The following is a 25,200-nucleotide window of genomic DNA, read 5'->3' on the forward strand; positions in this document are numbered from 1 at the left end:
CCAATTCTTCGCCTCTATCAATAAATCTGCTACTGGTATAGAAAATATCACATCATCTTCATTTTCTTTTCCTTAAAAGAACTACTAAGTAAATGTATAGTTTCTGCATTTAAATATTCTTTTTGATAGTCCTCCAGATTATTGTTAATCCATAATTGACCTTGTTCTTTTCTAAATAATTGTCGATTGCCAATTTCAAGAAAAAGTACACTAGTACTTTTTTCTAGTAACATACCCATCAGTTGTAAAGCCTCTAAAATCCCTTTATCAAAGGTTTTATTATAAACCTCAATTGAAAAATATGTGTTTACATTTATCTGATAATTATCTGATACAAAATCAATATCTGATTGCTCATCCAGTTCTATTGAAAAAGAGAATTTATCCATTCCCATATAAACACTTTCTTCTGTCTGGATTATATTCATTTCTTTATTGAAAAAGAGCTTAAAACTCCTTTCGTCTTCATTAAGTAATTCTTCGTAGGTCAGTTTTGTATAAATAAATAACTCATATTCCATCATTACTCCCTCCAAAATACCTGATTCACTTGTCTATCTTTGACAAAAATAACCTCTTTTAACCGCTTTAAATCTTGATTTGGATTTGCTTTTCTATGAATAGCTTCAATTAAATTATCAACTACTTGTTGATCAAAACCATCCAAATTTAGAACTAATCTTTCAGATTGCTTTTTAGTCTTACCTTTCATTTCTCGTATTATATTATCTATACTCTTTCCATTACTAGAAGCATAGCAATCAAAAACTTCATTTTCTATCAGCCAATGTCAGTGTAGTTAGCTCATCAATCGCCGTATGAGCCGCACCATTTCCTGTCACGGTTGTTCGGGTATCCTTTGTAATCATACGTGACTGACTAATCCCTTGAACCCCTTCACTAATACCTGTGGCCAACTGACCAGCAACAGCTGCGTTTGAAAATACAGTCTCCATATTCATCCACTCATTTATTTTAGCAAACTTAACATATTTAAAATTATCAATTTTAAAAAAAAATACAGATAAAATGATAAAATAACTAATTTAAAGACATAGATTGATAACAGCTTAGAGCGCACTTATTCTTTGAGATTCAAACAAAAAAGCCATCTGAGCAATACCCAGATAGCTTTACACTTGTTATTTCATTTTTTGCTAGTATTACCTATTATTACCAGTAGATGTCATGGTTTTACTGAACAGGTTCCTGATTACGGCTAAAGTATTGAGCCCACTTGCCTTTTACAGCGGAAACAAAAGGAATAGACGCTTCCTTTATTGCACAATATTTATCCACCATTGTCACAATATAGCTTTCTTTATATTTCGGAGGCGCAATCGTTGCCCCCCACATGTGCTTAATAATGATATCACGTTCAAGATCAGATAATTCCGTAATTTTTTCAGCATTTCTTGCTGCAATCCGCGGATGCATATATGCGTGCGAACCTTCGTCGAACTTGGTTGTACGCCAGTCGTAATAAAATAAATCATGAAGCAGACCCGCTCTAGCAGTAGCTCGGGCATCACCATTCCATTTTTTTGCCAGCTTATAGCTGTAGTACGACACGCTGATTGAATGTTCTAAACGAGTTGAGTTTACATGCTGAATGTAATTCCCTAGTCTCTGCACTTCTTCAGTTGCTAATAAATCCTCTACATAAGACATATACTCTTTATCTTCAGTCCATTTTTCCGTCATAGATATGGGTGCCACCTTTATATGTAGTTAAGCTCTTAAGCTTGTGAAAATTATAGCACCCTTTTTTCAAAAATACTAGATTATTTAAACACCGTAAACAAAGCTTAATATTTGTCATCAAAGGGCTTGACAGGGATACCGACCACCCAACAAAGACATCTGTTATTTATTCAACCACAGCCATTTCAAGGCTTCCTTTTCAACTTTCTTCACAAACTCATCCTTGTAATCTCCATAGCTTTCAATATCTTCAGGATAAGCAGCTGCAGCTGTCTGTTTTATTTCACCATACGTTGAAGCTATTTCCCGATGATTGCGCAGAAAATCTCTAAACGCTATGTGCCGGCCAATTTCACTTAAATTATCAAACTGATAGGCATGGATATGATGACTGCGCTGATCTCCCCCTTTAGGAAAGTATCTTCTACCAGGCAATCCATAGGCTCCCCAGCTTTCATAGCCTATTTCAGCCATTACTTCCTGATATTTGTCCAGTTCAGCTATATCTTCTACAATCAAGCAAATATCAATAATCGGTTTTGCCGCCAGTCCCGGAACTGAAGTGCTGCCGATGTGAACTACGCTAACAACCAGTTCATCCGGCAGAGCTTGCTTTAAGCACGCCTTCTCCTCTTCAAACAAATGCGGCCATGCTGGATTATAAGGAACCACTTCAATTTTTCTGCTCATTTTCTTTCCTTCTTTCTTCAAACATAAAGTCTTTGCCTAAAAATGTACTCCATCCTTTTCAATTCTTTCCATTAATAGTTTGTGTTAGTAAAAACTCTTTAAGAAAAAATCGCCAATACTTTTAAGAATTCCTGCATAAAAGAACAACTAACCGTAAACTGAATTTTTTTAATGTTACAGTTTATCAGAAAGCTAGTCATCTCATAGATAGAATACCGAAATTCTACTTAAACCTACAGCTCTCTTCTTTGGAAAAAAGGATTGTGTAGGGAATGATAAATAACCTAGCATCATACGTTTTTTGATGTAGAGCTTTTAAATCAATCATAGTTTATCAAGAGTAAAAACCGGACAACTATGCTACAGCACAATTATCCGGTTCTAGCTATTTACTTCTACTTAGCTTCTACATTTCATCTGGTGCATGCAAACCTAGCAAACGCAAATCCTCTTTTAACAGCGTAGCCATGCTGTAAACTAGTGCCAGACGAGCATCCCGCTGTTCGTCCTCCACTAGAATTTTTACATGAGCATAATATTTATTAAAAGCTTGTGCTAGTTGAATAGCATGCTTCGCAATAACAGATGGCTCATATTTTTCAGCAGCCAACAGAACTGTATCTGGGAATTTCTGCAGCAGCTTGATAATTTCCCAGCTTTCCGAATCATCCAAAACATATGTTGCTTTTTCATTCGGTGTAAATTCTGCTTTTCTTAAGATACTCATCGCCCGAGCATGTGTATACTGAACATATGGACCTGTTTCTCCCTCGAAACGAACCACTTCATCAAGAACAAAATCGAAGTTGTTCAGACGATCATTTTTCAAATCGTGGAAAATAACTGCGCCGATTCCAACCTGTTTTGCAACCTCTTCACGATTGTTCAAATCAGGATTTTTCTCCATAATCTGCTGTTCAGCCGATTGAACCGCTTCGTTCAGCACTTCTTCTAATAAAACAATCTTCCCTTTACGAGTAGAAAGCTTCTTCCCGCCTTGTGTAATCAAACCAAAGGGAATATGGTGCATATCATCTGACCAGTCAAAGCCCATCTCCTTGAGTACAGCTTTCAACTGCTTAAAGTGGTTTGACTGTTCATTACCAACCGCATAAATAGACTGGGCAAAATCATAAGTCCGTTTACGATACAAGGCTGCAGCCAAATCTCTGGTAATGTACAGCGTTGCTCCATCTGATTTCCGAATTAGCGCCGGATTCAAATTATAGGCTGTTAAATCAACAATATCTGCTCCCTGATTTTGTTTTAGCAAGTGCTTCTCTTCCAGCATAGTAATAACTTCATCCATTTTATCATTGAAGAACGCTTCTCCATTGAATGAATCAAAGGTTACACCAAGCATATCGTAAATCTTATTGAATTCCTGTAAAGACTCATCTCTGAACCATTGCCACAGCTGGATGGCATCTTCATCGCCTTCCTCCAGCTTTTTGAACCAGGCTCTTGCTTCATCTTCCAGCTCCGGCTCTTCTTCTGCCACTTCATGGAAATGTACGTATAGACGCAGCAGTTCGCTAATCGGCTCTTTTTTAACAGCTTCTTCTGAACCCCATTTTTTGTATGCCACAATCAACTTACCAAACTGTGTGCCCCAATCGCCTAAGTGATTGATTTTAATCGGCTGGTAGCCAATCTTAGCCATAATATACGCCAGTGAATTACCGATTACTGTAGAACGTAAATGCCCCATAGAAATTGGTTTTGCGATGTTTGGTGAAGACATATCGATGGTTACATTTCTATCGTTCCCCACGGACGCGTCGCCATAATGTGCTTTTTCTTCAACGACAGCTTTGATGACTGCCCCGCTGACCATTTTTTTATCCATGAAGAAATTCAAATACGGTCCGACTACTTCAATTTTTTCAAATGAGGTTTTATCAATTTGATCAGCCAAATCTGCGGCTATCTGCTGAGGAGCTTTTCTAAAGATTTTAGCTAGTGAAAATGCTGGAAAGGCCACATCCCCATGATCAGCTGACTTAGGATTTTCTAAGAGCTGAACAATTTGTTCAAATGTCAGGTCATCTTTTACAACGGCAAAAATTGCTTCTGCAACGAGTTGTTTGTTATTCATATTCTGCCTCCTATAAATTAAAATAAAAAACGTCCCTAACCACCCGACAACCGGATGATTAGAGACGAGAAATTCCCGCGGTACCACTCTACTTATTTGCTGTCTAGCCAGCAAATCTGCTTCACTCTGATAACGGTTGATTAACCGGTCGCTATACGACAGTAGTAAAGTGCGCTTCCCGCTATCTGCTCATTTTCGGCTCCCATCGCCCCGAAATTGCTGTGATGATCTAAATAGGGTACTCTCTTTACTTTTGTACTTACTTCCCGAAGTATATCAAAAATTTTTGTATTTGACTAGTGGTTTTCTTATTTTCAGCAGCTTTTGCAGAAAATTGCTTTTGCAGCTCCCTTAATCTGCTGCCTCAATATATATTAACTGACTTGCGTAGTCTCCCCATGCTTCCGTATCAATATAGAGTCCAATATTCATTAGTTCGTCGCCGCCCACAACTTTGTCCTTAATCCGATAGCTTTTCTCAGGATTCAACCCTGTTAGCTTCAACACATGGAAAGGAGCAGAGGCTTCTGCCAGTACTCTGCTGTAAAAGACCAGCGCTTCTGATTGATCAGGAGCAACAAACTGCCAGGAAACTTCATTCCCTTCAAACGGACTCTTCAAACGATAGTATGTGCCGTATTGAATCAGTTGCCGATGACTTTTATAAAAGTTTGTTTGCTCCTTCAGCTCCTCCCTTTCTCCATCAGAAAGATGCGTCAAGTCCAGCTCATAGCCGAAAAGTCCAGACATCGCCACATTCCCTCTTGTTTCCAAGCTAGTAGTACGACCGGTCTGATGATTAGGGACTGCTGCAACATGAGCGCCTATTGTTGAAACTGGATAAACCAAGCTAGTGCCATATTGAATTGCCATTCGTGATACAGCATCTGTATTATCGCTCGCCCAAACTTGAGGCATGTAGTAAAGCATCCCCGGATCAAAGCGGCCGCCCCCTCCTGAACAGCTTTCAAAAAGAATGTCAGGATATTCTGTGGTCATTCGTTCAAGAAATTCGTACAACCCTAAAATATAACGATGAGCGGTTTCACCTTGTTGTTCTTTTTTTAGAAGTACCGAATAGACATCCGTCATATTACGGTTCATATCCCATTTAATGTAATCCACTTGAACGTGATCTAAAATAGCCTTCATTTGCTGATAAACAGTTTCCCGAACATCCGCTCTGGAAAAATCAAGAACAAACTGACCGCGCCCAATCGTTTTTTCACGTCCTGGAACATGAAATGCCCAGTCTGGGTGTTTTTTATAAAGTTCGCTTTGTTCTGATATCATTTCCGGCTCAAACCACAAGCCAAAGGACAAGCCGAGTCCATGAATCTCTTTTGACAACTGAGCCAAACCTCTTGAAAGCTTACCTTCATATTCATACCAGTCACCTAAGGAGGAATTATCTGCATCTCGTTTTCCAAACCAGCCGTCATCCAAAACAAAAAGCTCTGCCCCCAGTTCTTTCGCTTCCTTCGCAATCTCCATAATCTTTTCTTCGTTAAAATCAAAAAAGGTTGCTTCCCAATTATTCGCCAGAACAGGACGCGGTGCATACTTAAATCTTCCCCGGATTAGATGGTGTTGAAATAGATAGTGAAAGCTTTGAGACATGCCGTTTAATCCTTCATCAGAGTATACCATTATTGCTTCTGGCGTATAAAAATCATTGCCTGCTTCAAGACTCCAAGAGAACTGCTGAGAATTAATGCCCATTGTGACCCTTGTTTGCTCATAAGGATCACGTTCAATAGTCGTCTCATGATTGCCGCTATACACAAGAGAAAAACCGTAGGCTTCTCCCGCTGCTTCCGTCGTCTCAGGTGTCACTAATGCTGCAAAAGGGTTTTCGTGATGGCTGCTTGATCCTCTTCTACTGCTTAAAGCTTTTGTACCTGGAGCAACCACTTCCCGCTGAATCATTCGTTCTCGTGACCATGAGCCGCTAAGATGAACCAGTTCAAAAGAACGGCTGGCAAAATCCAAAGACAGGCTAGCTAATTTTTGAATAGCAAGCGTTTCTGCCGACTCATTCCTCAGTCGGCTGGAGCGCACAAGAACGGCTTGATTGTCAAAAACAGTGTAAAATAAATCCAGATAAATGTCATAAAGCTGGTCTTTTAATGTAATAATCAGAGTGCTTGCTTCTTTTTCCATAGCATATGTAGCCGGCAGTCCGGGAATGGATTTTTTCCCTTGAATGATTTCATAATCTTCAAAACGAAAGTCACTCACACTGCTGCCGGATTCGTGTAGAAGCTCAAGCGCAGGCACTCGAAAGTCTCCAGGATTTCCGGGTAATTCCTGCAGCACAGTATCAAAAGAAAATAACCGATCCTTTGCCAATGGTGGATTGGGAGAAAAAGAACGGTCTGCTCTAGGATAACGAAATTGTCCGTGATAGCTCTGGACTGCTTTCCCAAAATAGAGGTGAGCCAGCAGACCGCCGTCCTCCACTTGAATCAAGTAGCTGATTTTATTTGTTGACAGATGGAAAACCTGCTGTTTTTCATCGTAAGTTATCATTTTCATTTTTTCAGAACCCTTCTTTCCAAAAACTGAAGCAGACAGTATCCTAGTTTTACTACAAACGCAACAAACGTAGGTTCTGCTGTTCTTTTTTGTTCAATAAATATATAGTTAATCTTTTTAGTAGAGTGGAAGCATATTAACAAAAAAGGGATGCAACATTCATTAAAAAAGCAATGCGACATCCCTGAAAAGCATCTTCCAAGTTAAATCCTTTAAAATCTGCTTCTTTCTCTTTAATCGACTAGATGAGTCTATTTAATTGGAACACATACCAATCAGCTACGATTCAAAATAAGCCTGTAGTCACTTTCATCTATCAAGTTATCTGCAGCTTTTCTAACCCAAACAAATAATAAGTAAACAAAAATCTTTTGAGGCTATCGTACTTCATTTTTCGTTTATGAATAGACTCTTCTAAGAAACCCATTTATTCATTATTCCTTTACTTTATTTAACAGAACCATTCGTCATACCTGAGATGATGTTCTTTTGGAAAATCAGATATACAATCAAGATAACCAAAATCCCTACAACATAGGAAGCAAAAGAAGGACCAAAATCGTTAAAGTATTGTCCAGAGTAATTGTATTGGAACAGCGGCAGCGACCAATTAGATGAATCCTTATTCAAAATCAAAAGCGGCAACAGGAAATCATTCCAAATCCAAAGTGCGTTAATGATTAATGTTGTTGCATGCATTGGCTTCATCAATGGAAAAATAATTTGAAAATACATCCGCAGCTTCCCTGCGCCATCAATTTCAGCAGCTTCGTCAATTTCTTCTGGAATCGTATTTTTGATGAATCCGACATATAAAAACAACGTCTGCGGAATGGCGTAGGCTAAGTATAAAAGAATCAGCCCAGGTATATTAGACATATTCAGCTTGCTCATTAAGCTGGTAATTGGAATCATGATTACTTGAAAAGGAACAAAAATCCCTAAAATCAGCAAGCTGTACATAATACCAAATGCTTTCTTCCTCGAAATATTTCTAGCAATAGAATAAGCTGCCATTGGAACAAAAATCGTGATTAAAAAAATTGAACAAACGGTGATAATAACTGAATTTTGAAAATATTGACCAATCCCATCATCCAGTAGACGGGTAAAGTTCTCACCTATGAAAGGTGCTGGTATACCTAGAAAATCTCTAGTAATCTGCTTCGTTTCTTTAAAGGCGCTGATAAATGTGTAAAACAGCGGAATAAAAATCAGAACCAGTCCAATCATTAAGCCAAGATATTTAAAAACAGCTGACTGCTTTTTCATGATGTTTTCCCCTCTCTACACTTCATATTTCCGTGATGTACGGATTTGCAGAACTGATATCAGACCAATAACCAGAAACAGAATAACTGCAATCGCGTTTGCATAACCAAACTTATTACTCTTGAATGCATAATTGTAGACCAACAAACCAACCGAGGTTGTTTTTCCACCTGGACCGCCACCCGTTAGAGAGTAAAGAAGATCAAAAGCAGTCAGTCCGTTCTTCAATGCCAGGATAAAGACCATGCTGATTGAAGGCAGCAGAAACGGAACCTCTACATTCCAGAAGCGCTGTCCCGCTGAAGCACCGTCAATCTCAGCAGCTTCCATTACATCTTTTGGAATACTTTGTAATCCAGAAAGGAAAATCACCACGGGAATAGCGATTCCCTGCCACAAAGCGACAAACAAAACGCCCAAAACCGCTGTTTTTTCATTTGCAATTAAATTTTCCTGCAGAAACGGAATATTCAAGGCCTCACCAATCTGGGGCAGCCCGTAATTAAATATCTGTTTAAAAATCAATCCTAATGTAACCGTACTCAATACTGCCGGAAAAAAGTAAACAGTTCTAAAAAAACCAGAACCCTTCAATTTGCTGTTCAGCAATCTGGCAATAAAAATACCGATGACAATTTCTCCTACAATCAGGCCCACCGTGAACAATACGGTGAACCAGATTGAAGAGCGCAGCTTTTCATCAGCCAAAATTTCCTTGAAGTTGTCTGCGCCGATAAAATTGTAATTTGATGTTAGACCTGTCCAGTCCGTCAAACTATAAAAGAACCCCTGCAGCATTGGAAAATAGAAGAAAACCAGCTGCAAAACGATAGGGATGATCAAGAATGAATACGCCCAGCCAAGATTGAGGACACCCTTCTTTTTCATTTGATCGTTACCCTCTTTCTATAATAAAGTTATTATTTCATGCTGTTGAAGAATGTGTTCAAATTTTTGGCCAGCTGACTACGGTCGCCGCTGACAATATAGTCAACTGTGGCATACCAGAAATCCGCCTCTGAATCCCATTCATTATGCAGCCAGATAATTTGCTTATCTGTTCCTACTAGTTTAGAAACTTCTTCAATTTCAGGGAACTTATCAGCAGTATCTACTGATGTAACAAATGTTGGCGAACCGTCTACATCATAATACTTCTGCATTGCTTTTTCACTGGCCAGATAGCTGACAAATTTCTCAGCAGCTTCTTTATTTTTTGTCGTTTTACTGATGGATACAGCCAAATCAGCAGCTCCTGCTGTCAGCTCTTCCCCAGCTTCTTTACCCGGATAAGCGAACATGCCAACTTCAAAATCAGGCTCCTGACTTTGAATAGCAGGCAATGCCCAGATACCATTAGGGAAAATTAAAGCTTCTCCTGTAGCAAAAGCTGCAACTGCGTCATCATAGGTCGCGCCATTTGCATTTTTCTGAGTATTTTCGTGCATGATATCCAATTCATCAGCAACTTGTTCAAAGGTTGAATCATCTACCTTGATAGCATCCTTAGGACTGCGAAGTAGGTAGTCATTTGCTTGTTCATGTCCACCGGTTAGTGTTGCCCAGGCTAATTGATGGAAGCCATTTAAGAAGCCTGCCGCATCTGTTGTCAACGCAGCAGAAAAAGGTGTTTGGCCGTCTTTCTTAATAGCAGCAACTGTTTTTTCAAACTCTGCCCAGGTTTTAGGTGCTTCCAAGCCTAATTTTTCAAAAGCTGTCTTGTTGTAGAAAAAGCCGTAAGCATTGTTGGTCAAAGGAACCGAATAAACCTTATCATCTACAGCATACGATTCAGGTACACCTTCCTTGATACCTTTCAAGATGTCGCTGTCTGTCAGATCCTCAAACATATCGTTTTTTGACCATTCAACAAAATCCGGTAAGGCTGGAAAAGCGTGAACAACATCTGGAACATCATCACTTGCCATCCGTGTTTTTAAAACAGTCAACCCATCGGGAACATTCGTCAGATTGACCTTAATATCAGGATTTTCTTTCTCGAAATCTTTAATGATTTCCTTCATCGTCGGCACCATTTCCTGCTTTTGGAAAAAGAACTCAATTTCCTTCTGTTTACCGCTATCCGCAGCTCCCTCCTTTTTACTTCCACAGGCGGTCAAAATCCCTCCTAATGTTAATGCAGCTGTCAGTAACACTAATTTCTTCATCGGTTTCATTTCTGTTACCCCTTTCATCATTTTGAAAAAGCGTTTCCACTAACTATGTGCACACATTACTGTTTACTAAAATTCTTGTCAATACTTTTGTTCACTTTCCCGAATAATTATTTCACCCGGAATGACACAGCGAATTGGATAGCTTCTCACTCCATCTATTTTCTCTTTGGCAAAGCGAATTGCCTGTTTTCCCAGTTCCATTGTCCGCAGCTCTACAGTAGACAGCGGCGGCGTCAAATATTCCGCTACCTCAATATTGTCAAAAGAAACTAGAGAGATATCTTCCGGAATCTTGACCTCCGCTTTCTGCAACGCCCGATAAACCCCTACAGCCATTGGATCGCTGGCAACCATTATTGCCGTGGGCAAATCGCCTTTTTGCTCCTCAATCAGCTCTTCTGCCAGTTTCATACCATTTTGTGTATTCCATTCACCTAGCTTCATAACAATATTTGCTTCCAATCCACGTTCAGCCATCCATTTTTTATAGGTAACTGCCCGAACATCTGCATCATCCTTCACTGTGACTCCCTCAGGGCGATGGCTTGTATGAACCCCGCCGATAAAAGCAATCCGCCGGTGACCATTTTTATATAAGCGGTCAAGATTCTGCCTAGCTGCTCCTTCAATATCAGAATAAACCGTATCGTATTTTTCCGAAGTAAACGGGTCGTCAACAACCAGCAGCTCATTATTGTGCTGATAAATTTCCTCTAGAAAAGACTCTTCCAAATGCCCAAGAATAATCAGGCAGCCAAAGGCTTCCAGCTCTTCCAGTTTGACTCCGCTACCTAAACGAAAGAAGCGGTTAGCAGCTATCTTCTGTTTCTTTGCCTCTTCAAAAATCCCTAGGCGAATTGACCGGAAATACGGATCATCAATCTCTTCAGCTTCCGATACAGTAGTGATGATAGCAATTGAAGCTGTTCTGGAACGCGTACTTTGCCCCTTTTTATAATCCAGCTCCTTCACTGCCTCTTCAATTCTTTTTTTCGTTTCATTTGTAATGGACAGCTTTACATCTTCATTCAAAAAGCGTGAAACGGTTGTGGGCGATACGCCAGCCCTTCTTGCTACATCTCTAATTCCTGCCATATTCTTTTCCTCCTACTATAAGTAATCAGTTATTTTCGTTTACTGTTTACCGTAACTATAAATCTAATTAATGCTTTTTTCAAGAGAAAACACAAAAAAGTAAACAGCATGTTCACCTGTTTACTTAATTGCTTTTTTATTCCTTATTTCACTTCATCCAGCCATTTAGCCATATCCTCAGGCCATGATTGAATACGAGGTAAAATCATATCACGTTCTGGTGATTTCGTTTCTTCTGTTCCCAAAGATAAGCCGTGAGGTCCCTTAGGATATAAATGGAACTCACAGAAAATTTTTTTCTTCACCAACTGTTCAACTAACAACAAACTGTTTTGAACAGGAACTACCTGATCTTCAAGTGTATGCCAGATAAAAGTCGGTGGAAACGCTGCTGTGACTTGTTGTTCAATGGATAATTGATCTCGCAGGGTTTCCAGCCGATCTCCTAAAAGTTTCTTAAAGCTGGAGACATGCATATGACTACCGCCTGAAATGACAGGATAACATAATATCAAGCCTGCTGGTCGAAGTTGCTCTGAATTATTTGTCAAATCCGACAACAGCTTATCCTGCCAAAATGCACCCAAACTAGCCGCCAGATGCCCACCTGCTGAAAAACCCATCACGAAAATTCGCTGATGGTCAATCCCATGAACTGCTGCCAGGTCTTTGATGCAAAGTAGTGCCTTACCCAGCTGTCTTAGAGCTGTTGGGTATTCTGCCGGTGCGACACTATACTTCAAAACCGCCGCGTGGAAGCCTAATGCAAGCATTCTTAACGCCACCGGCTCCCCTTCCCTGTCGGAAAGATTTTCATAGCCGCCCCCGGGACAAATTAGAATCAGCGGCCGTTTTCGTTTTGGATCTATCCCTGCAAAGTTGTCTTGAATGTAGAGACTTAATTCAGCAGTCCAGCCCTCTTCTAAAATTTCTTGCTTGGCATAAAACATAATTAGCCCTCTTTTCTGTAGGGAATTTTTAAGCTCTGACTGGCTGTTAGGGTATACTCATGGTCATAAACCACAATCCTCTTTGGTTCATTTCCCTCTGTTGTTAGAATAATTTCCTGCTTTCCAGCAGCAACCTTTATTGGACTGCCCTGATAATTAACCGTGAAATGTAGTGCGTGCCATTTTTTAGGTAGTCTTGGATTCAATGCTAAGTGGTCTTTTCGAATCCGTAATCCGGCAAAACCAAAAACCAATCCTAAATAGGTTCCTCCCATGTTCGCAGCATGAATACCGTCCTGCGTATTGCCATGAGAATTTGTAATATCAATTTTAGAGGACTCGTCAAAATAGTGATAAGCCTTCTCTACGTCGCCGATTTGATTTGCGACAATACTAAAGATACAGGAGGACAGAGAAGAATCATGAGTCGTCAACTTCTCATAATAATCGTATCCTCGTTTCATCTCTTCTTTATTAAATGCTTGATCATGTAGAAAATAAGCCAAAACTAAATCAGCCTGCTTACAAACCTGATGACGGTATAAGAATAGTGGATGGTAGTTAAGCAGCAGCGGGAACTTCTCTTTAGGCAGCTCCTCAATCGGCAGTACTGGTTTAGCCAAAAAGCTATCATCCTGCGCTTGTATCTGCAATTCCTCAGAATAAGGCAAATACATAGCTTCAGATGCTTTTCGATAGTCTGCTATTTCTTCGTCAGTTACACCGAGACGGTCTAAAAAAGGCGCCTGTTTTCCTTTCAGCAGTGGATAGTGATCCGCTAGCCAAGACAGTTGGTACTGTACAGATATATTTGTATAGTAATTATTATTAACGACACAGGTGTATTCATCCGGACCAGTCATACAGTTCAGCTTAAAACTGCCGTTTTCGTAGCTGCCTGCGTCCAGCCAGAGGCGGCTTGTTTCAATCAGGATTTCTCCACCGTAAGAGAGTAGTGTCTCCAAATCTCCAGTTGCCTGATAATACTGAATAATAGAATACGCAATGTCGCTGTTGATATGGTATTGGGCAGTACCAGAAGGGTAATAGCCGGAACATTCCATACCGCTGATTGTCCGCCAGGGGAACAAAGCACCTTGCTTATGCCCAAGAACAGCCGCATTTTCTTTAGCCGATTCCAATATATTGTAGCGAAATTCGATTAGCTTCTTAGCAATCTCAGGATGAGTCAGAGTAAAGAAGGGCAGCATATAGATTTCAGTATCCCAAAAATAATGTCCTTCGTATCCTTCTCCACTCAATCCTTTTGCCGCAATATTAGAAATACCGTCTTTGCCAGCAGATTGAAGTAGACTGTATAAGCTGTAATTCAACGAGTCATTCAACAGCGGATCCCCCTCAACAGAGACGGAAGATTGATTCCAAAAAGCAGCTAAATATTCTTTTTGCTTCCGATACCAGCCCTCCAGCGGCTGTTTTTTCACCTCTTTAGCCAGAAGGCTGGCATCTGTTTTTAAATCATATCGGCGTGAGTCTAAAAATAGGCTATACTTATTCAGACTGATTGTTTCTCCCTCAGTGATTTCACCGTCAAAAACAGTCGTTATTCCTTCGTGTTCTTCAATAGCCCCTAATTCCAAGCTGTCTGATACTTCATGAAAAACCACTGTTTGTACACGTAAGTTGGAGTTGGTTGTTTCTGCGGTAATAGAAGACATCTGCTTTTCCTCGTCATATACGCACTCCTTAACGGTTAGATACTTCTCTGCTTCAGCAGCCATTCTGGGATCATCAGGATTCACAAAGTTTTCAGCAGTCCCGAAATGCTCGGAGACAATTGAGACTTTCCCGGAAAAATCTCTAGATTTCACTTCAACCTCAATCGTAAACAAGGGCAATAATACCAGTGAAGTCATTCTACGGTAGCTAATCTCAACCTCTTTGCCCTGTTTGCTTTTCCAGACAAAGCTGCGCAGCGCTAAACCATTCTCCATATCTAAAACTCTGGTTAACCCTTGTATCCTATCGGTAAAGACTGTCACTTCCTCTTCATCCAGATAAAGGTGAATGCTCTGAGTATCTGCAACGTTTAGCAGCACCTGCTTCTTATTAGGAAAACCATATAGCTGTTCCGCCTGTTTCATCTCAGCAATATCATAAAATCCATTGATGTATTGGCCTCTGCTGGAAACAAAACTCTCTGGATACCCCTCTTCAAAATTTCCACGAACACCAATATAGCCATTTGCAGTATGAAATAGTGTCTCTTGCAAAAGAAGTTCTTCATTTGTTAAAGAAAAATCTTTACGAACCATTTTTTTACTCATGCTGAACGCTCCTCTCATTTGGCTTTAGTTTATCATTGATGCTGGTTTTATTTCTCCTCGATTCCTCTTTTATTTATGTTGATTTCTTATTTTCATTTGATATTCTTTTGGTGTCAGCTGATATTTTTTCTTAAAGCCCTGAATGTAGGAATGAATACTGGAAAAGCCGTTTTCTATTGCGATATCAGTCACTGTTTTATTGGCGTAGTGCAGCTCCTTTAATGTTTTATTTAAACGAAACTCTATCAAATATTGATAAAAACTTATTTTCATTGTTTCTGTAAAAATTTTTGAAAAATAAGAAACTGAATAACCTGAGGCTTTGGCAGCCTGCTCCAAACTTAATGGATTTTGATAGCTCTTTTCAACTAAACTCAACACGGGAGAAAGCCGCTCTTTGATCTCCAACTGACTTTCCGCTGCAGTAGCTGCCGCCCAAGTATTTCGGTAAAGCTGAACCAGTAAATCCAGCAGCAGTGAACCAATTTCTCCTTCATAGTACGCTTCTTCACTTTGGTAAAGACGTCCGATTTCTTCAACAATCGGATAGAAAAGATGCTGTTTGCTCTGTACAGCCAGTTGGTTAAAGCGACCTTGATCATAATAAGGAAACCAGCTTTGGACAAAATCTGATGGAATCAACAAGGTAACACCTTCCATTTTATCCTCAGCAGCAACTGAAAAAATCTGATGGGTATCCCCACTATTAATGACTATTAGTTCTTTTTCTTGTAGTATTTGCTGCTTGCCTTCTATTTCTATGCCAACTCGCCCCGAAGCGATGAGTAGTATTTCAAGACTCCTGTGCCAGTGAACAGGAGAAGAAAGCTCAGGACCACTCAGCCTCTGATTCCATATTTTTAAAGGCAGCAGCGGGTTCTCACTGCGAACGACCTCATGTATCAACATTTCAACTTCCTCACTTCCAGCAACAGCTGTTACTGTTGCTTATTATACCCTACGACACAGCACAAAACTTTCGACAGCTCTCTTATACTTATCTAAACAAACATCACCAGCGACAAGCTCTGCTAACTATTGCTTGTCAAAAATGTTCTTTTAATGATGCTAAAAAGAGTTTGAACAAAAATAAATACTCATCCTTTTCTTTAAAAGACAATAAAACGGCGTTCCAGCAATCGTTTATTACACTACGCTTCGATAGCATCAACTTCTAATGTACGATAGCACTAAGAGTTGCAGTTTTCGGAAATCAACCGAACCATTCCAAAAATACGGGAAGCTCCAGCTGGGCAACAATCAACAGCTACTCGATTTCCTCGTAGCATTTCTTGACAATTCTCGGATAACTTGTCTTGTTGCTGAGAAACACAGTGAGGGACGAGCTGATGTTGAACCGCACCTTCCTGGTTCTCAAAGCTAAACACTTTTGTCTCGCCCTCAAACGCCTACCTACTATACCACAAATAAAAAACAATTTAAAACGCTCTCTATTTTCCTCTTGAGTTTATTTAGTAAATATTTTATAATATATTTACTAAATAAATTACGAGGTGATTTTGTGAAGGCAAAGCTGCAAGAACTCTATAAAAATCGTTTTAACTCTGAAAATGGTCAGTTTTATTTTGCTCCCGGCCGCATTAACTTAATTGGTGAACACACAGACTACAACGGCGGACATGTTTTTCCAGCAGCAATTTCCATAGGCACGTATGGTTTAGCTGAAAAAAGGACAGACAGAAAAATTTGTCTCTACTCAGAAAACTTTCCTCAGCTAGGTGTTATTGAGTTCAGCTTAGATGACTTGGATTATCGTAAAGAGGACGATTGGACTAACTACCCTAAAGGCGTTATTCGCTATTTAATTGAAGATGGAGCCGTTATCAATCATGGCGTGAATATCCTTTTCTACGGTACGATTCCTAACGGTGCGGGCCTTTCTTCTTCCGCTTCTATCGAGCTACTGACGGGCGTAATTCTGACTGATTTGTTCGACTTAGATGCAAATACACTTGACCTAATCCGAATTGGAAAGCTTGTTGAGAACAAATTTATCGGCGTAAATTCAGGCATTATGGATCAGTTTGCCATTGGCATGGGTAAAAAGGACCACGCTATTCTATTGGATACCAACACGATGTTTTATGAGCTGGTTCCCGCTGCCTTTGGAGAATACGCTGTGGTTATTATGAACACCAACAAACGCAGAGAGCTGGCCGATTCTAAATATAATGAACGCCGGGCAGAGTGCGAAGAAGCGTTAAAAAGACTTCAAGAAGCTTTAGCCATTGATTCTTTAGGTGAATTAGACGAAGAAACCTTTGAAGCAAATACTCATCTGATCAAAGACGAAACCTTAATCCGTCGGGCAAAACATGCAGTTACTGAAAATCAGCGGACATTAAAGGCCAGACAAGCACTAAAAGAAAATGATTTGATTACCTTTGGAAAGCTGCTAAATGCTTCCCATTACTCCCTACAGTTTGATTATGAAGTAACAGGTATCGAACTCGACACACTGGTAGAAGCGGCACAGAAACAGCCGGATGTTCTTGGAGCTAGAATGACTGGAGCCGGATTTGGCGGCTGCAGCATTGCCTTGGTGAAGGAGCAGTCTATTCCTACCTTCACTCAGGCTGTTGGCACAGCCTACAAAGATAAAATTGGTTATGAAGCAGACTTTTATACAGCTCATATCAGTGATGGTGCCAGAAAATTAGACATAGATGAAGCATTCTAAGGAGGAAAAATAATGGGTATTTTAGTATTAGGCGGAGCCGGTTATATTGGTTCCCATGCAGTCAATCAGTTAATTACTGCAGGTGAAGAAGTGATTGTCATTGACAATTTATTGACCGGACATAGAAAAGCAGTCCATCCAAAAGCAGTCTTTTATGAAGGCGATATCCGCGATAAAGAATTCATGGAAAAGATTTTTGAAAAAGAAAATATTGAAAGCGTCCTTCATTTTGCTGCCAGCTCTCTGGTGGGCGAATCGATGGAGAATCCTTTGAAATACTTTAACAACAACGTTTACGGTATGGAAATCCTATTAGAGGTTATGGCTGCTTATCAGGTGAAGCACATTGTCTTTTCCAGCAGTGCCGCAGTCTACGGGGAACCAGAAACTTCTATTATTACAGAAGAACTGCTTCCTAACCCTAAGAATCCCTATGGAGAAAGCAAGCTGATTATGGAAAAAATGATGAAGTGGTGCAGTCAAGCCTACGGCATTCAGTTCGTTGCTCTCCGTTACTTTAATGTTGCCGGAGCTAAGTCTGACGCTTCAATTGGAGAAGATCATACGCCTGAGACTCATTTGGTACCGATTATTCTGCAAACTGCATTAGGACAAAGAAAAGAGCTGGCCATTTTTGGTGACGACTATGCTACACCTGACGGCACCTGCATTCGGGATTATGTCCATGTGGAGGATTTGATTGCTGCTCATCTTTTAGCTTTGAAGTACCTGAAATCAGGAAACAGCAGTGCCGTTTTCAACTTAGGCAGCAGTCGAGGCTATTCAGTTAAAGAAATGCTGGAGGCTGCCAGAGAAGTCACAGGCAAAGAGATTCCTGCAGTTGTAGCGCCAAGAAGAGCTGGCGACCCAGCGGTTTTAGTCGCATCCAGTGAAAAAGCAAAAGCAGTTTTAGGCTGGACACCTGCCTACACGACAATCAAAGATATTATTAAAACTGCCTGGGATTGGCATGTAAGTCATCCAGAAGGCTATCAGGAATAGGAGCATACACTTATGACAACGAGTCAGACAATTAAAGCATTTGCCGCTGCCGCTATCCAAAGCGGCGGCTGGCAAGAGCTGGACCGGATTTACTTGGAGAATCGAGTGTTGGCATTGATTGGGGAAGCAGGTTTAGAGGATGAGACAGCTGCTGCAACCGTTCTATCCCCTCTCCAGTTAACTGAACAGCTGATGAAGCTGGCAAAGAAAAATCAAGTCATTGGTGAACTACAGGCGGATTATGACATGCTTGAGGCTCAGCTCACTGATTTATTAACCCCTTCTCCTTCTCAAGTTAATCAGCTGTTTAATGAAAAATATGCAGAAAATCCAGTAGCTGCCACAGATTATTTTTATCAGCTAAGCCAAAATAATAATTACATTAAAACAAAAGCAATTGCTCAAAATATTGTTTTTCCAGCTAAATCAGAATATGGTACACTGGAAATAACAATTAATCTTTCCAAGCCGGAAAAAGATCCGAAGCAAATTGCAGCAGAAAAAGAATCGCCAAGCAGTAATTATCCAAAGTGTCTGTTGTGCATGGAAAATGAAGGCTATAAAGGACGGATAAATGCACCTGCCCGCACCAATCACAGGATTATCCGAATGAAGCTTGGCGAAGAAGACTGGGGATTCCAATACTCCCCCTATGCCTATTACAATGAACATGCGATTGTTTTAGCTGAGGAACACCGGCCAATGAAAATCACCCGACAGACCTTTCAGAGACTGCTGGAGATAACTCAAGTCCTTCCTCACTATTTTGTTGGTTCAAATGCTGACTTACCTATTGTGGGCGGCTCTATTCTTTCCCATGATCATTATCAAGCTGGACGCCATACCTTTGCCATGGAAAAAGCTGAGATTGAAAAGAGCTTTACGCTGACTGATTTTCCTGCGGTAAACGCCGGAATCGTCAAATGGCCGATGTCTGTTATTCGACTACAAGGAACTGAAACGACAGTACTAACAGAAGCTGCTGCAATGATTTTACAGAAGTGGCAGACCTACTCCGACTTAACTGTTTCAGTTAAAGCCCACTCTGAAGACGGGACACCCCATCATACTATTACACCGATTGCCCGTAGAAAAGGCGACTTGTTTGAATTGGACTTAGTTCTCCGTGATAATAATATCTCAGCAGAATTTCCAGATGGTATTTTCCATCCTCATAAAGACGTCCATCATATAAAAAAAGAAAACATCGGTTTAATCGAAGTTATGGGACTGGCTGTTCTGCCGCCAAGGCTGGCAGCTGAGCTTAAGGAAACAGAGGCTTACCTGCTGGAGCAGGAGAACAATCTGGCTGTGTATCACAAGGCCTGGGCGGATAAGCTCAAAAAAACAAAAACAATTACTAAAGAAAATGTAACAGAGGTTGTTCAGCAAGCTGTCGGTAAAGTATTCGAACGAGTTTTGGAAGATGCGGGAGTTTTCAAACGAAACCAGCAAGGACAGGACGCCTTTCATAAATTTATCAATTATTTAAATTCTGCTGAATAATTATCTGCAGGCTAAAAGGAATGAATCTATTTTCGATTTAGCAGAATTTATAGATTTTAGTTAAGAGAAGGTGATGATTATCGCAACAATTAAAGATATTGCTCAGCTGGCAGGTGTTTCCCCTGCTACTGTTTCCCGCGTTTTGAATTACGATCAGGGACTATCCGTAGGTGATGAGACAAAGAAAAAAATATTTGAAGCTGCTGAAGAATTGAGCTATACAAAGCATAAAAGAAATCAGCCTCAAGGAAAGCACACTCTTCGGTTGGTACAATGGTATAACGATCAGGAAGAGCTTGCGGATATTTACTACTTATCCATTCGGTTAGGAATCGAGCGCAAAGCTGAAGAATTAGGCATTTTCTTATTAAAAGAGCCCTTGGATGCACTATCTGAAACTAAAACTGACGGTACTATTGCCCTCGGTAAATTTGATGAAAAACAAACTACAGCTCTAGGCTCATTAGGAGGCAAATTACTGTTTGTCGATTTTGATGCTTCGGCTGCTGGATATGATTCACTAGTTGTCGATTTCTCACAGGGGATTGACTTAGTTTTAAACAAGTTTATTACAGATGGACATCAGAAAATTGGCATTCTGGCAGGAGTCGAACATACTAAAGGCTCTGGCACAAAGCTGGCTGACCCTCGATACCAATTATTTAAACAAAAAACAATGCAAAAAAAGCTGTTTTCCGAAGACTTTGTTATCGAAGCAAATTTTTCAGTAGAAAACGGTTATGAAAAGACTAAAGAATTTCTTGATAATAGACAACCTTTACCAGAAGCACTTTTTGCTTCCAGTGATGCCTTAGCAGTTGGTGCAATCAAAGCAATCCAAGAGCATGGTCTTCAAATCCCTGAAGATATTTCTGTGATTGGCTTTAACGATGTCAGCGTTGCGAAATATCTCTCACCGCCGCTTACCACTGTAAAAGTCCATACTGAATGGATGGGCGAACTGGCGATCGATACTATTCTTGAACTGATGAAAGAAAACGCACCAGTTCCAAGAAAAGTAATGATTGGCACAGAGCTAATTGAGCGAACCTCTACCCGCAACAAGCACTAGTTTAATCAGATTGCGATTAAATGGTATTGGCTTGAGAAAAATTAAATAAAACCCTAGAACTTGGAACAGCAAGCAGAAAAAGTCTGGCTTTGTTCCAAGTTCTATTATTTGAAAAAGAACTTCGCCAATGATTTGAATAATCAGTTGGCAGTAATCTGACATTCTCTTTTCTTGAAAATAATTTCTAGTTAAAAATCCTAGCTGGCACCCTACGCTGCTTTTATATATAATAGTTTATATAACACTAGCTGCAGCAGCGATATTTTTACTTTATCCCCTTACTCTATTGGAGGACGGCAACTGTTTTTATCTATAGGTATGCGCACAGATTTTATAAGGAATAACTGTTATATCATGCTTATTTCTGATGTTAAAAAGGAGCGAACCATTGGAATTACTATCGAAGAATAACATCTTTAACGATTAAAAGGAGGCAAATAAATGAGCGAACCTTTGTTGTTCAACACCCGTGATACATTTAGAGAGTGGTTGACAAAAAATGCCGAAACTAGTGATGGCGTCTGGCTAACCTTTGGTAAAACAAAGGCACTACCCACATTAAAAGCCGGTGAAGCACTAGAAGAAGCCCTTTGTTTTGGCTGGATTGATGGTTTAATGAAACGGGTAGACGACCAGTCTTACATTAAATATTTTTCTCAACGTAGAAAAGATAGTAAATGGTCAAAAAAGAATAAAGAGCTGGCACTTCAGCTGGAAGAAAAAGGGCTGATGACCGATTTAGGCAGAAGAAAAATAGACGAAGCAAAGAAAAACGGAAAATGGGCGAGTGCCTCTTCCCCTTCCACTGTGACAGAGGAACAAGTGGCACAGGTTCGTCAGCTGTTGAAAGCAAATGAGGCAGCTTATCTAAATTTCACAAATATGTCTCCTTCTGTGAAACGGACATATACCAGAGCCTATTTCGATGCTAAAACAGAAAGCGGACGTACAAAACGCCTAGCATGGATGCTGGAACGGCTAGAGCAAAATTTGAAACCTATGTAGATAACAGTCAGGAAATCAAAAAAGGATGGAACACATATTACATGTGCCTCATCCTTTTTTGATTATTGAGTCCGTTTTTTCATTGATAAAAATTCTATGAACGCAGGTAGGACTGGTGATCGATAATCACAGCTTTTGCCTAAATCAGCTAGTAAAGCTCAGCCCGGGAACAGCATTTAGACGATAGTCGGCAAGATGCCCTTTCTCTAATTCAATAAAAGCAGCGGCGCCAATCATTGCTGCGTTGTCTCCACAAAGCTTCAATGGCGGAACAATCAACGTGACGTCAGGAAGCTCTTGCGCGACAGCTTTTTCCAACGCTTCCCGCAATCCTTTATTGGCCGCCACACCGCCTGCAACAATCAGCTGCTTTACAGGATATTCCCGACAGGCACGCAGTGTTTTGGATACAAGAACTTCTACTACACTTGCTTGAAAGCTGGCAGCTAAGTCTTCTTTACTGAGCGCTTCTTCCCGCTGCTGTGCATTATGAACAGTATTGATAAAGGCACTTTTCAACCCGCTGAAGCTAAAATCGTAGTTGTCTTCTTTGATCATCGCCCGCGGAAAATCAAAGGTATCCCTGCCGAGATGAGCTAGCACATCAATTTCCTTCCCACTGGGATAGCTTAGACCCAATACACGGCCAACCTTATCATAGGCTTCTCCTGCAGCATCATCCCGAGTTTCACCGATAATTTGATACGAACCATCTTCCTCCATATACACCAACTCTGTATGACCACCACTGACCAGCAGCGTCATCAAAGGGAACACCAATGGCTGAACTAGTTTTGCTGCATAAATATGGCCAGCCATATGATTTACCGGAATCAAGGGTAAATCATTCGCCCAAGCAAATGCTTTGGCTGCAGATACTCCAATGAGCAACGCTCCAACTAGGCCAGGACCATAGGTTACCCCAACAGCGGTTAAATCATCCGCTTCTATACCTGCTTCTTCCAGCGCTTCCTCCATGCATATTGTAATTTGTTCTACATGATGACGACTGGCAACCTCTGGTACAACACCGCCAAAACGCCGATGGCTTTTTATTTGAGAGGCTATTATATTAGAAAGCACTTCAGTACCGTTTCGAATGACCGCGGCACTTGTTTCATCACAGCTGCTTTCAATTGCCAATATTAAGCATTCTTCTTGTTTTAAATCCGACATTTAATCCCCTTCTTCTATTCTCAGTTCCATCACTAAGCCGTCTTCCTGAGGGTGATGGTAATAATTCTTTCTTCGATGGATACATTGGAAACCAAGCTTATTATAGACCTTTTGTGCAGAAAGGTTTGAAGCCCGAACTTCTAGAAAAACTTTCTGCAACCTGTTCTCCTGCCATATTCTGAAAGTATTCAGCAGCATATCTTTCCCATACCCCTGATTTTGACTATTCTTTTCAATTACAACATGAGTTATATCTGCTTCATCTAATACTTGCTGATAGCTGACAAAGCCAATCAGCTGCTCTTCATCAGTGTAAAGCAAATAATGGCTGCTCTCTCTCATCACATCTTCTTGAAACTGTGCAGCTGACCAGGGAGAACCGTGTGGATAGCTATCCACACACAGCTGCCAAAGTTTTTCTGCCCAGCTGGAATAGTCTGTACTCTTTATTTTTTTCAGCTTCTCTAAACTAGCCATTGCTCAAATCCATAATCATTTCTAATGCATCTTCCCCGTCATCGTAATATCCTTCAGTGATTTTACTTGAGGTAAAGCCGATTTTTCGATAAACACTTTGCGCATGCTTATTTATCAGCTTAACCTCCAATGACATTTGGGTACAGCCTTGTGCAGAAGCAAATTGAATTGCTTCGTTCAGAAGATAACTGCCAATCCCCTGTCCCTGTGCTGATTTTCCAACCGCAACATTCGTAATGTGCCCGTCATGCTCAATCACCCGACAGCCAATAAATCCCACGGTCTTTTCTTCTTTCTGGATTAGGATATAGAGATGAGGATTTTTCGAATGAATTTCTGATAGAAAAGCAGAACGAGTCCAAGGCAGCTCGCCATTGTATACCTCTCGTTCAATGGTCAGAAGATCCTTGATATCACTTTCCACAATCCCTCTTACTGTATACTCTTTATCTTCAATAGTGACTGTTTTACGGTCAAAAGCCTGCCAATTCGACTTTTTTTTAAACAGTCTGCGAAGCGACTCAAATTTTTTCAACGTAACTCTCATCCCCCATTGAATGTTCTTTCAGCCAATTTTCTTCCGCCTCTACTCTTTTCAAGTAGTCAGGCAAAAATGTATGTATCTCTTCCACAGGTTCTTCTACCGCTCCTAAAAAGGCGGCAGCTGCACTGGAAGGAATCTGCCACTGCGGATAAGTATTAAGGGAACTGTCCGGCAGTTCCTGTTCTATTTGTTCACGAAATTTTTCGATATCTTCTCCAACAAAATAAACAGCAGGATAGCTTTGGAGCTGTTTTAGCCAGTCACTCATAGAAATATGCCGGTCAGAAATAATAGTTTCCCATGCTTCTGTCTCTTTATTAAACGTATAAGCTCCTGTATAAACATTGTTTCTGCGAGCGTCAAACAAAGGGACAATCAGTCCTGAAATATTTATGCAGTTGGCTGCCAGCACTTTTAAACTGGATATGCCCACAAGCTCCTTTTTCAATGTATAGGCCAACGTCTTTGCTGTAGTAACACCGATTCGTAAGCCAGTGTAGGATCCAGGTCCTTGAGCAACTACAATCCGATCCAGCTCCTGAGGCTTCAACTGACAAACAGTCATCAGCTCTGTAATCGCCGGCATCAGAGTAATGCTATGATTTTTCTTTACAGTACTTGTAAATTCTCCCAGTATTTTGTTATCTTCGCATACTGCAACGGATAATGTTTGATTTGATGTATCTATAGCTAAAATACGCACAAAAACCAGCCTTTCCATCTCTTTGTCGATTTATTGTAGCACATTTTCTCATTAAGGTAAAAAGTAGAAAAAGACTTACTCTTTTTAATCATTATAAAAAGCAACAAAATACCTAATTTTTTGTTTTTTCATACAGTATAAGTTTCTGAAACATCTGAGATTTTTTTTATTAAAAAAACTAAACATAAAACAGGGTTATATT

Annotated in this window: 23 protein-coding genes; 5 read left to right on the forward strand and 18 right to left on the reverse strand. The window is 40.3% G+C overall.

Annotated elements, in window-relative coordinates:
- Positions 1–47 precede the first annotated feature (47 nt).
- The 14 genes from AC1Z3K_RS16715 to AC1Z3K_RS16780 form a co-directional block, all read right to left on the reverse strand.
- On the reverse strand, positions 48–521 hold the full coding sequence (locus tag AC1Z3K_RS16715) for a hypothetical protein (protein ID WP_461733356.1): 474 nt from the start codon (positions 519–521) through the stop codon (positions 48–50).
- Between the two features lie 2 nt (positions 522–523).
- Positions 524–784, reverse strand: coding sequence for a CdiA C-terminal domain-containing protein (locus AC1Z3K_RS16720; protein ID WP_426081804.1), 261 nt, complete (start codon positions 782–784; stop codon positions 524–526).
- A complete protein-coding gene (locus AC1Z3K_RS16725; RefSeq protein ID WP_426081624.1) occupies positions 771–956 on the reverse strand; it encodes a TIGR04197 family type VII secretion effector in 186 nt (61 codons plus the stop codon). Before AC1Z3K_RS16725 ends, AC1Z3K_RS16720 begins: the two co-directional genes overlap by 14 nt.
- Before the next feature lie 238 nt (positions 957–1,194).
- Complete coding sequence (locus AC1Z3K_RS16730; RefSeq protein WP_426081625.1) at positions 1,195–1,704, reverse strand: HD domain-containing protein; 510 nt, start codon at positions 1,702–1,704, stop codon at positions 1,195–1,197.
- A 162-nt stretch (positions 1,705–1,866) separates the two neighbouring features.
- Complete coding sequence (locus tag AC1Z3K_RS16735; RefSeq protein ID WP_461733357.1) at positions 1,867–2,394, reverse strand: GrpB family protein; 528 nt, start codon at positions 2,392–2,394, stop codon at positions 1,867–1,869.
- Between the two features lie 406 nt (positions 2,395–2,800).
- Complete coding sequence (gene argS, locus AC1Z3K_RS16740) at positions 2,801–4,492, reverse strand: arginine--tRNA ligase (RefSeq protein ID WP_461733358.1); 1,692 nt, start codon at positions 4,490–4,492, stop codon at positions 2,801–2,803.
- 351 nt (positions 4,493–4,843) lie between these two features.
- A complete protein-coding gene (locus tag AC1Z3K_RS16745) occupies positions 4,844–7,024 on the reverse strand; it encodes an alpha-galactosidase (protein ID WP_461733390.1) in 2,181 nt (726 codons plus the stop codon).
- A gap of 453 nt (positions 7,025–7,477) precedes the next feature.
- The gene (locus tag AC1Z3K_RS16750) at positions 7,478–8,302 is read right to left on the reverse strand and encodes a carbohydrate ABC transporter permease (RefSeq protein WP_426081628.1); all 825 of its coding nucleotides are present in this window, start codon (positions 8,300–8,302) and stop codon (positions 7,478–7,480) included.
- A 15-nt stretch (positions 8,303–8,317) separates the two neighbouring features.
- Positions 8,318–9,190 carry a carbohydrate ABC transporter permease gene (locus AC1Z3K_RS16755; protein WP_426081629.1) on the reverse strand — a complete coding sequence of 291 codons (873 nt, stop codon included), beginning with the start codon at positions 9,188–9,190 and terminating at the stop codon, positions 8,318–8,320.
- 32 nt (positions 9,191–9,222) lie between these two features.
- The gene (locus tag AC1Z3K_RS16760; RefSeq protein WP_461733359.1) at positions 9,223–10,479 is read right to left on the reverse strand and encodes an extracellular solute-binding protein; all 1,257 of its coding nucleotides are present in this window, start codon (positions 10,477–10,479) and stop codon (positions 9,223–9,225) included.
- 78 nt (positions 10,480–10,557) lie between these two features.
- Entirely contained in the window at positions 10,558–11,574 is a 1,017-nt protein-coding gene (locus tag AC1Z3K_RS16765) for a LacI family DNA-binding transcriptional regulator (RefSeq protein WP_461733360.1), read from the reverse strand.
- Between the two features lie 143 nt (positions 11,575–11,717).
- Positions 11,718–12,524, reverse strand: coding sequence for an alpha/beta hydrolase (locus tag AC1Z3K_RS16770; protein ID WP_461733361.1), 807 nt, complete (start codon positions 12,522–12,524; stop codon positions 11,718–11,720).
- 2 nt (positions 12,525–12,526) lie between these two features.
- On the reverse strand, positions 12,527–14,812 hold the full coding sequence (locus AC1Z3K_RS16775) for a glycoside hydrolase family 65 protein (protein WP_461733362.1): 2,286 nt from the start codon (positions 14,810–14,812) through the stop codon (positions 12,527–12,529).
- A gap of 69 nt (positions 14,813–14,881) precedes the next feature.
- The gene (locus tag AC1Z3K_RS16780; protein ID WP_426081634.1) at positions 14,882–15,721 is read right to left on the reverse strand and encodes an AraC family transcriptional regulator; all 840 of its coding nucleotides are present in this window, start codon (positions 15,719–15,721) and stop codon (positions 14,882–14,884) included.
- A gap of 613 nt (positions 15,722–16,334) precedes the next feature.
- Here AC1Z3K_RS16780 and AC1Z3K_RS16785 point away from each other — a divergent pair.
- From AC1Z3K_RS16785 to AC1Z3K_RS16805, 5 genes are all read left to right on the forward strand, one after another.
- Entirely contained in the window at positions 16,335–17,513 is a 1,179-nt protein-coding gene (locus tag AC1Z3K_RS16785; RefSeq protein WP_461733363.1) for a galactokinase, read from the forward strand.
- Positions 17,514–17,525: 12 nt separating this feature from the next.
- The gene (gene galE / locus AC1Z3K_RS16790) at positions 17,526–18,515 is read left to right on the forward strand and encodes a UDP-glucose 4-epimerase GalE (protein ID WP_461733364.1); all 990 of its coding nucleotides are present in this window, start codon (positions 17,526–17,528) and stop codon (positions 18,513–18,515) included.
- A 12-nt stretch (positions 18,516–18,527) separates the two neighbouring features.
- Positions 18,528–20,021: a UDP-glucose--hexose-1-phosphate uridylyltransferase gene (gene galT, locus AC1Z3K_RS16795; protein WP_461733365.1), complete on the forward strand. Its 1,494-nt coding sequence runs from the start codon at positions 18,528–18,530 to the stop codon at positions 20,019–20,021.
- Positions 20,022–20,091: 70 nt separating this feature from the next.
- Complete coding sequence (locus AC1Z3K_RS16800) at positions 20,092–21,093, forward strand: LacI family DNA-binding transcriptional regulator (protein WP_461733366.1); 1,002 nt, start codon at positions 20,092–20,094, stop codon at positions 21,091–21,093.
- 441 nt (positions 21,094–21,534) lie between these two features.
- Entirely contained in the window at positions 21,535–22,098 is a 564-nt protein-coding gene (locus tag AC1Z3K_RS16805; RefSeq protein WP_426081639.1) for a YdeI/OmpD-associated family protein, read from the forward strand.
- Positions 22,099–22,242: 144 nt separating this feature from the next.
- On the opposite strand, the gene tsaD is transcribed toward AC1Z3K_RS16805, so the two are convergent.
- From tsaD to tsaB, 4 genes are read right to left on the reverse strand one after another with little or no spacing between them, the layout of a single operon-like run.
- A complete protein-coding gene (gene tsaD, locus AC1Z3K_RS16810; protein ID WP_461733367.1) occupies positions 22,243–23,274 on the reverse strand; it encodes a tRNA (adenosine(37)-N6)-threonylcarbamoyltransferase complex transferase subunit TsaD in 1,032 nt (343 codons plus the stop codon).
- A complete protein-coding gene (gene rimI, locus AC1Z3K_RS16815; protein WP_426081641.1) occupies positions 23,275–23,751 on the reverse strand; it encodes a ribosomal protein S18-alanine N-acetyltransferase in 477 nt (158 codons plus the stop codon). It lies immediately after the preceding gene.
- Entirely contained in the window at positions 23,744–24,298 is a 555-nt protein-coding gene (rimI, locus tag AC1Z3K_RS16820; RefSeq protein ID WP_461733368.1) for a ribosomal protein S18-alanine N-acetyltransferase, read from the reverse strand. The genes rimI (AC1Z3K_RS16815) and rimI (AC1Z3K_RS16820) overlap by 8 nt, the downstream gene beginning before the upstream one ends.
- Positions 24,273–24,998: a tRNA (adenosine(37)-N6)-threonylcarbamoyltransferase complex dimerization subunit type 1 TsaB gene (gene tsaB / locus AC1Z3K_RS16825; RefSeq protein ID WP_461733369.1), complete on the reverse strand. Its 726-nt coding sequence runs from the start codon at positions 24,996–24,998 to the stop codon at positions 24,273–24,275. The genes rimI (AC1Z3K_RS16820) and tsaB overlap by 26 nt, the downstream gene beginning before the upstream one ends.
- Positions 24,999–25,200 lie beyond the last annotated feature (202 nt).

This window comes from Enterococcus sp. LJL128 (assembly GCF_056924295.1).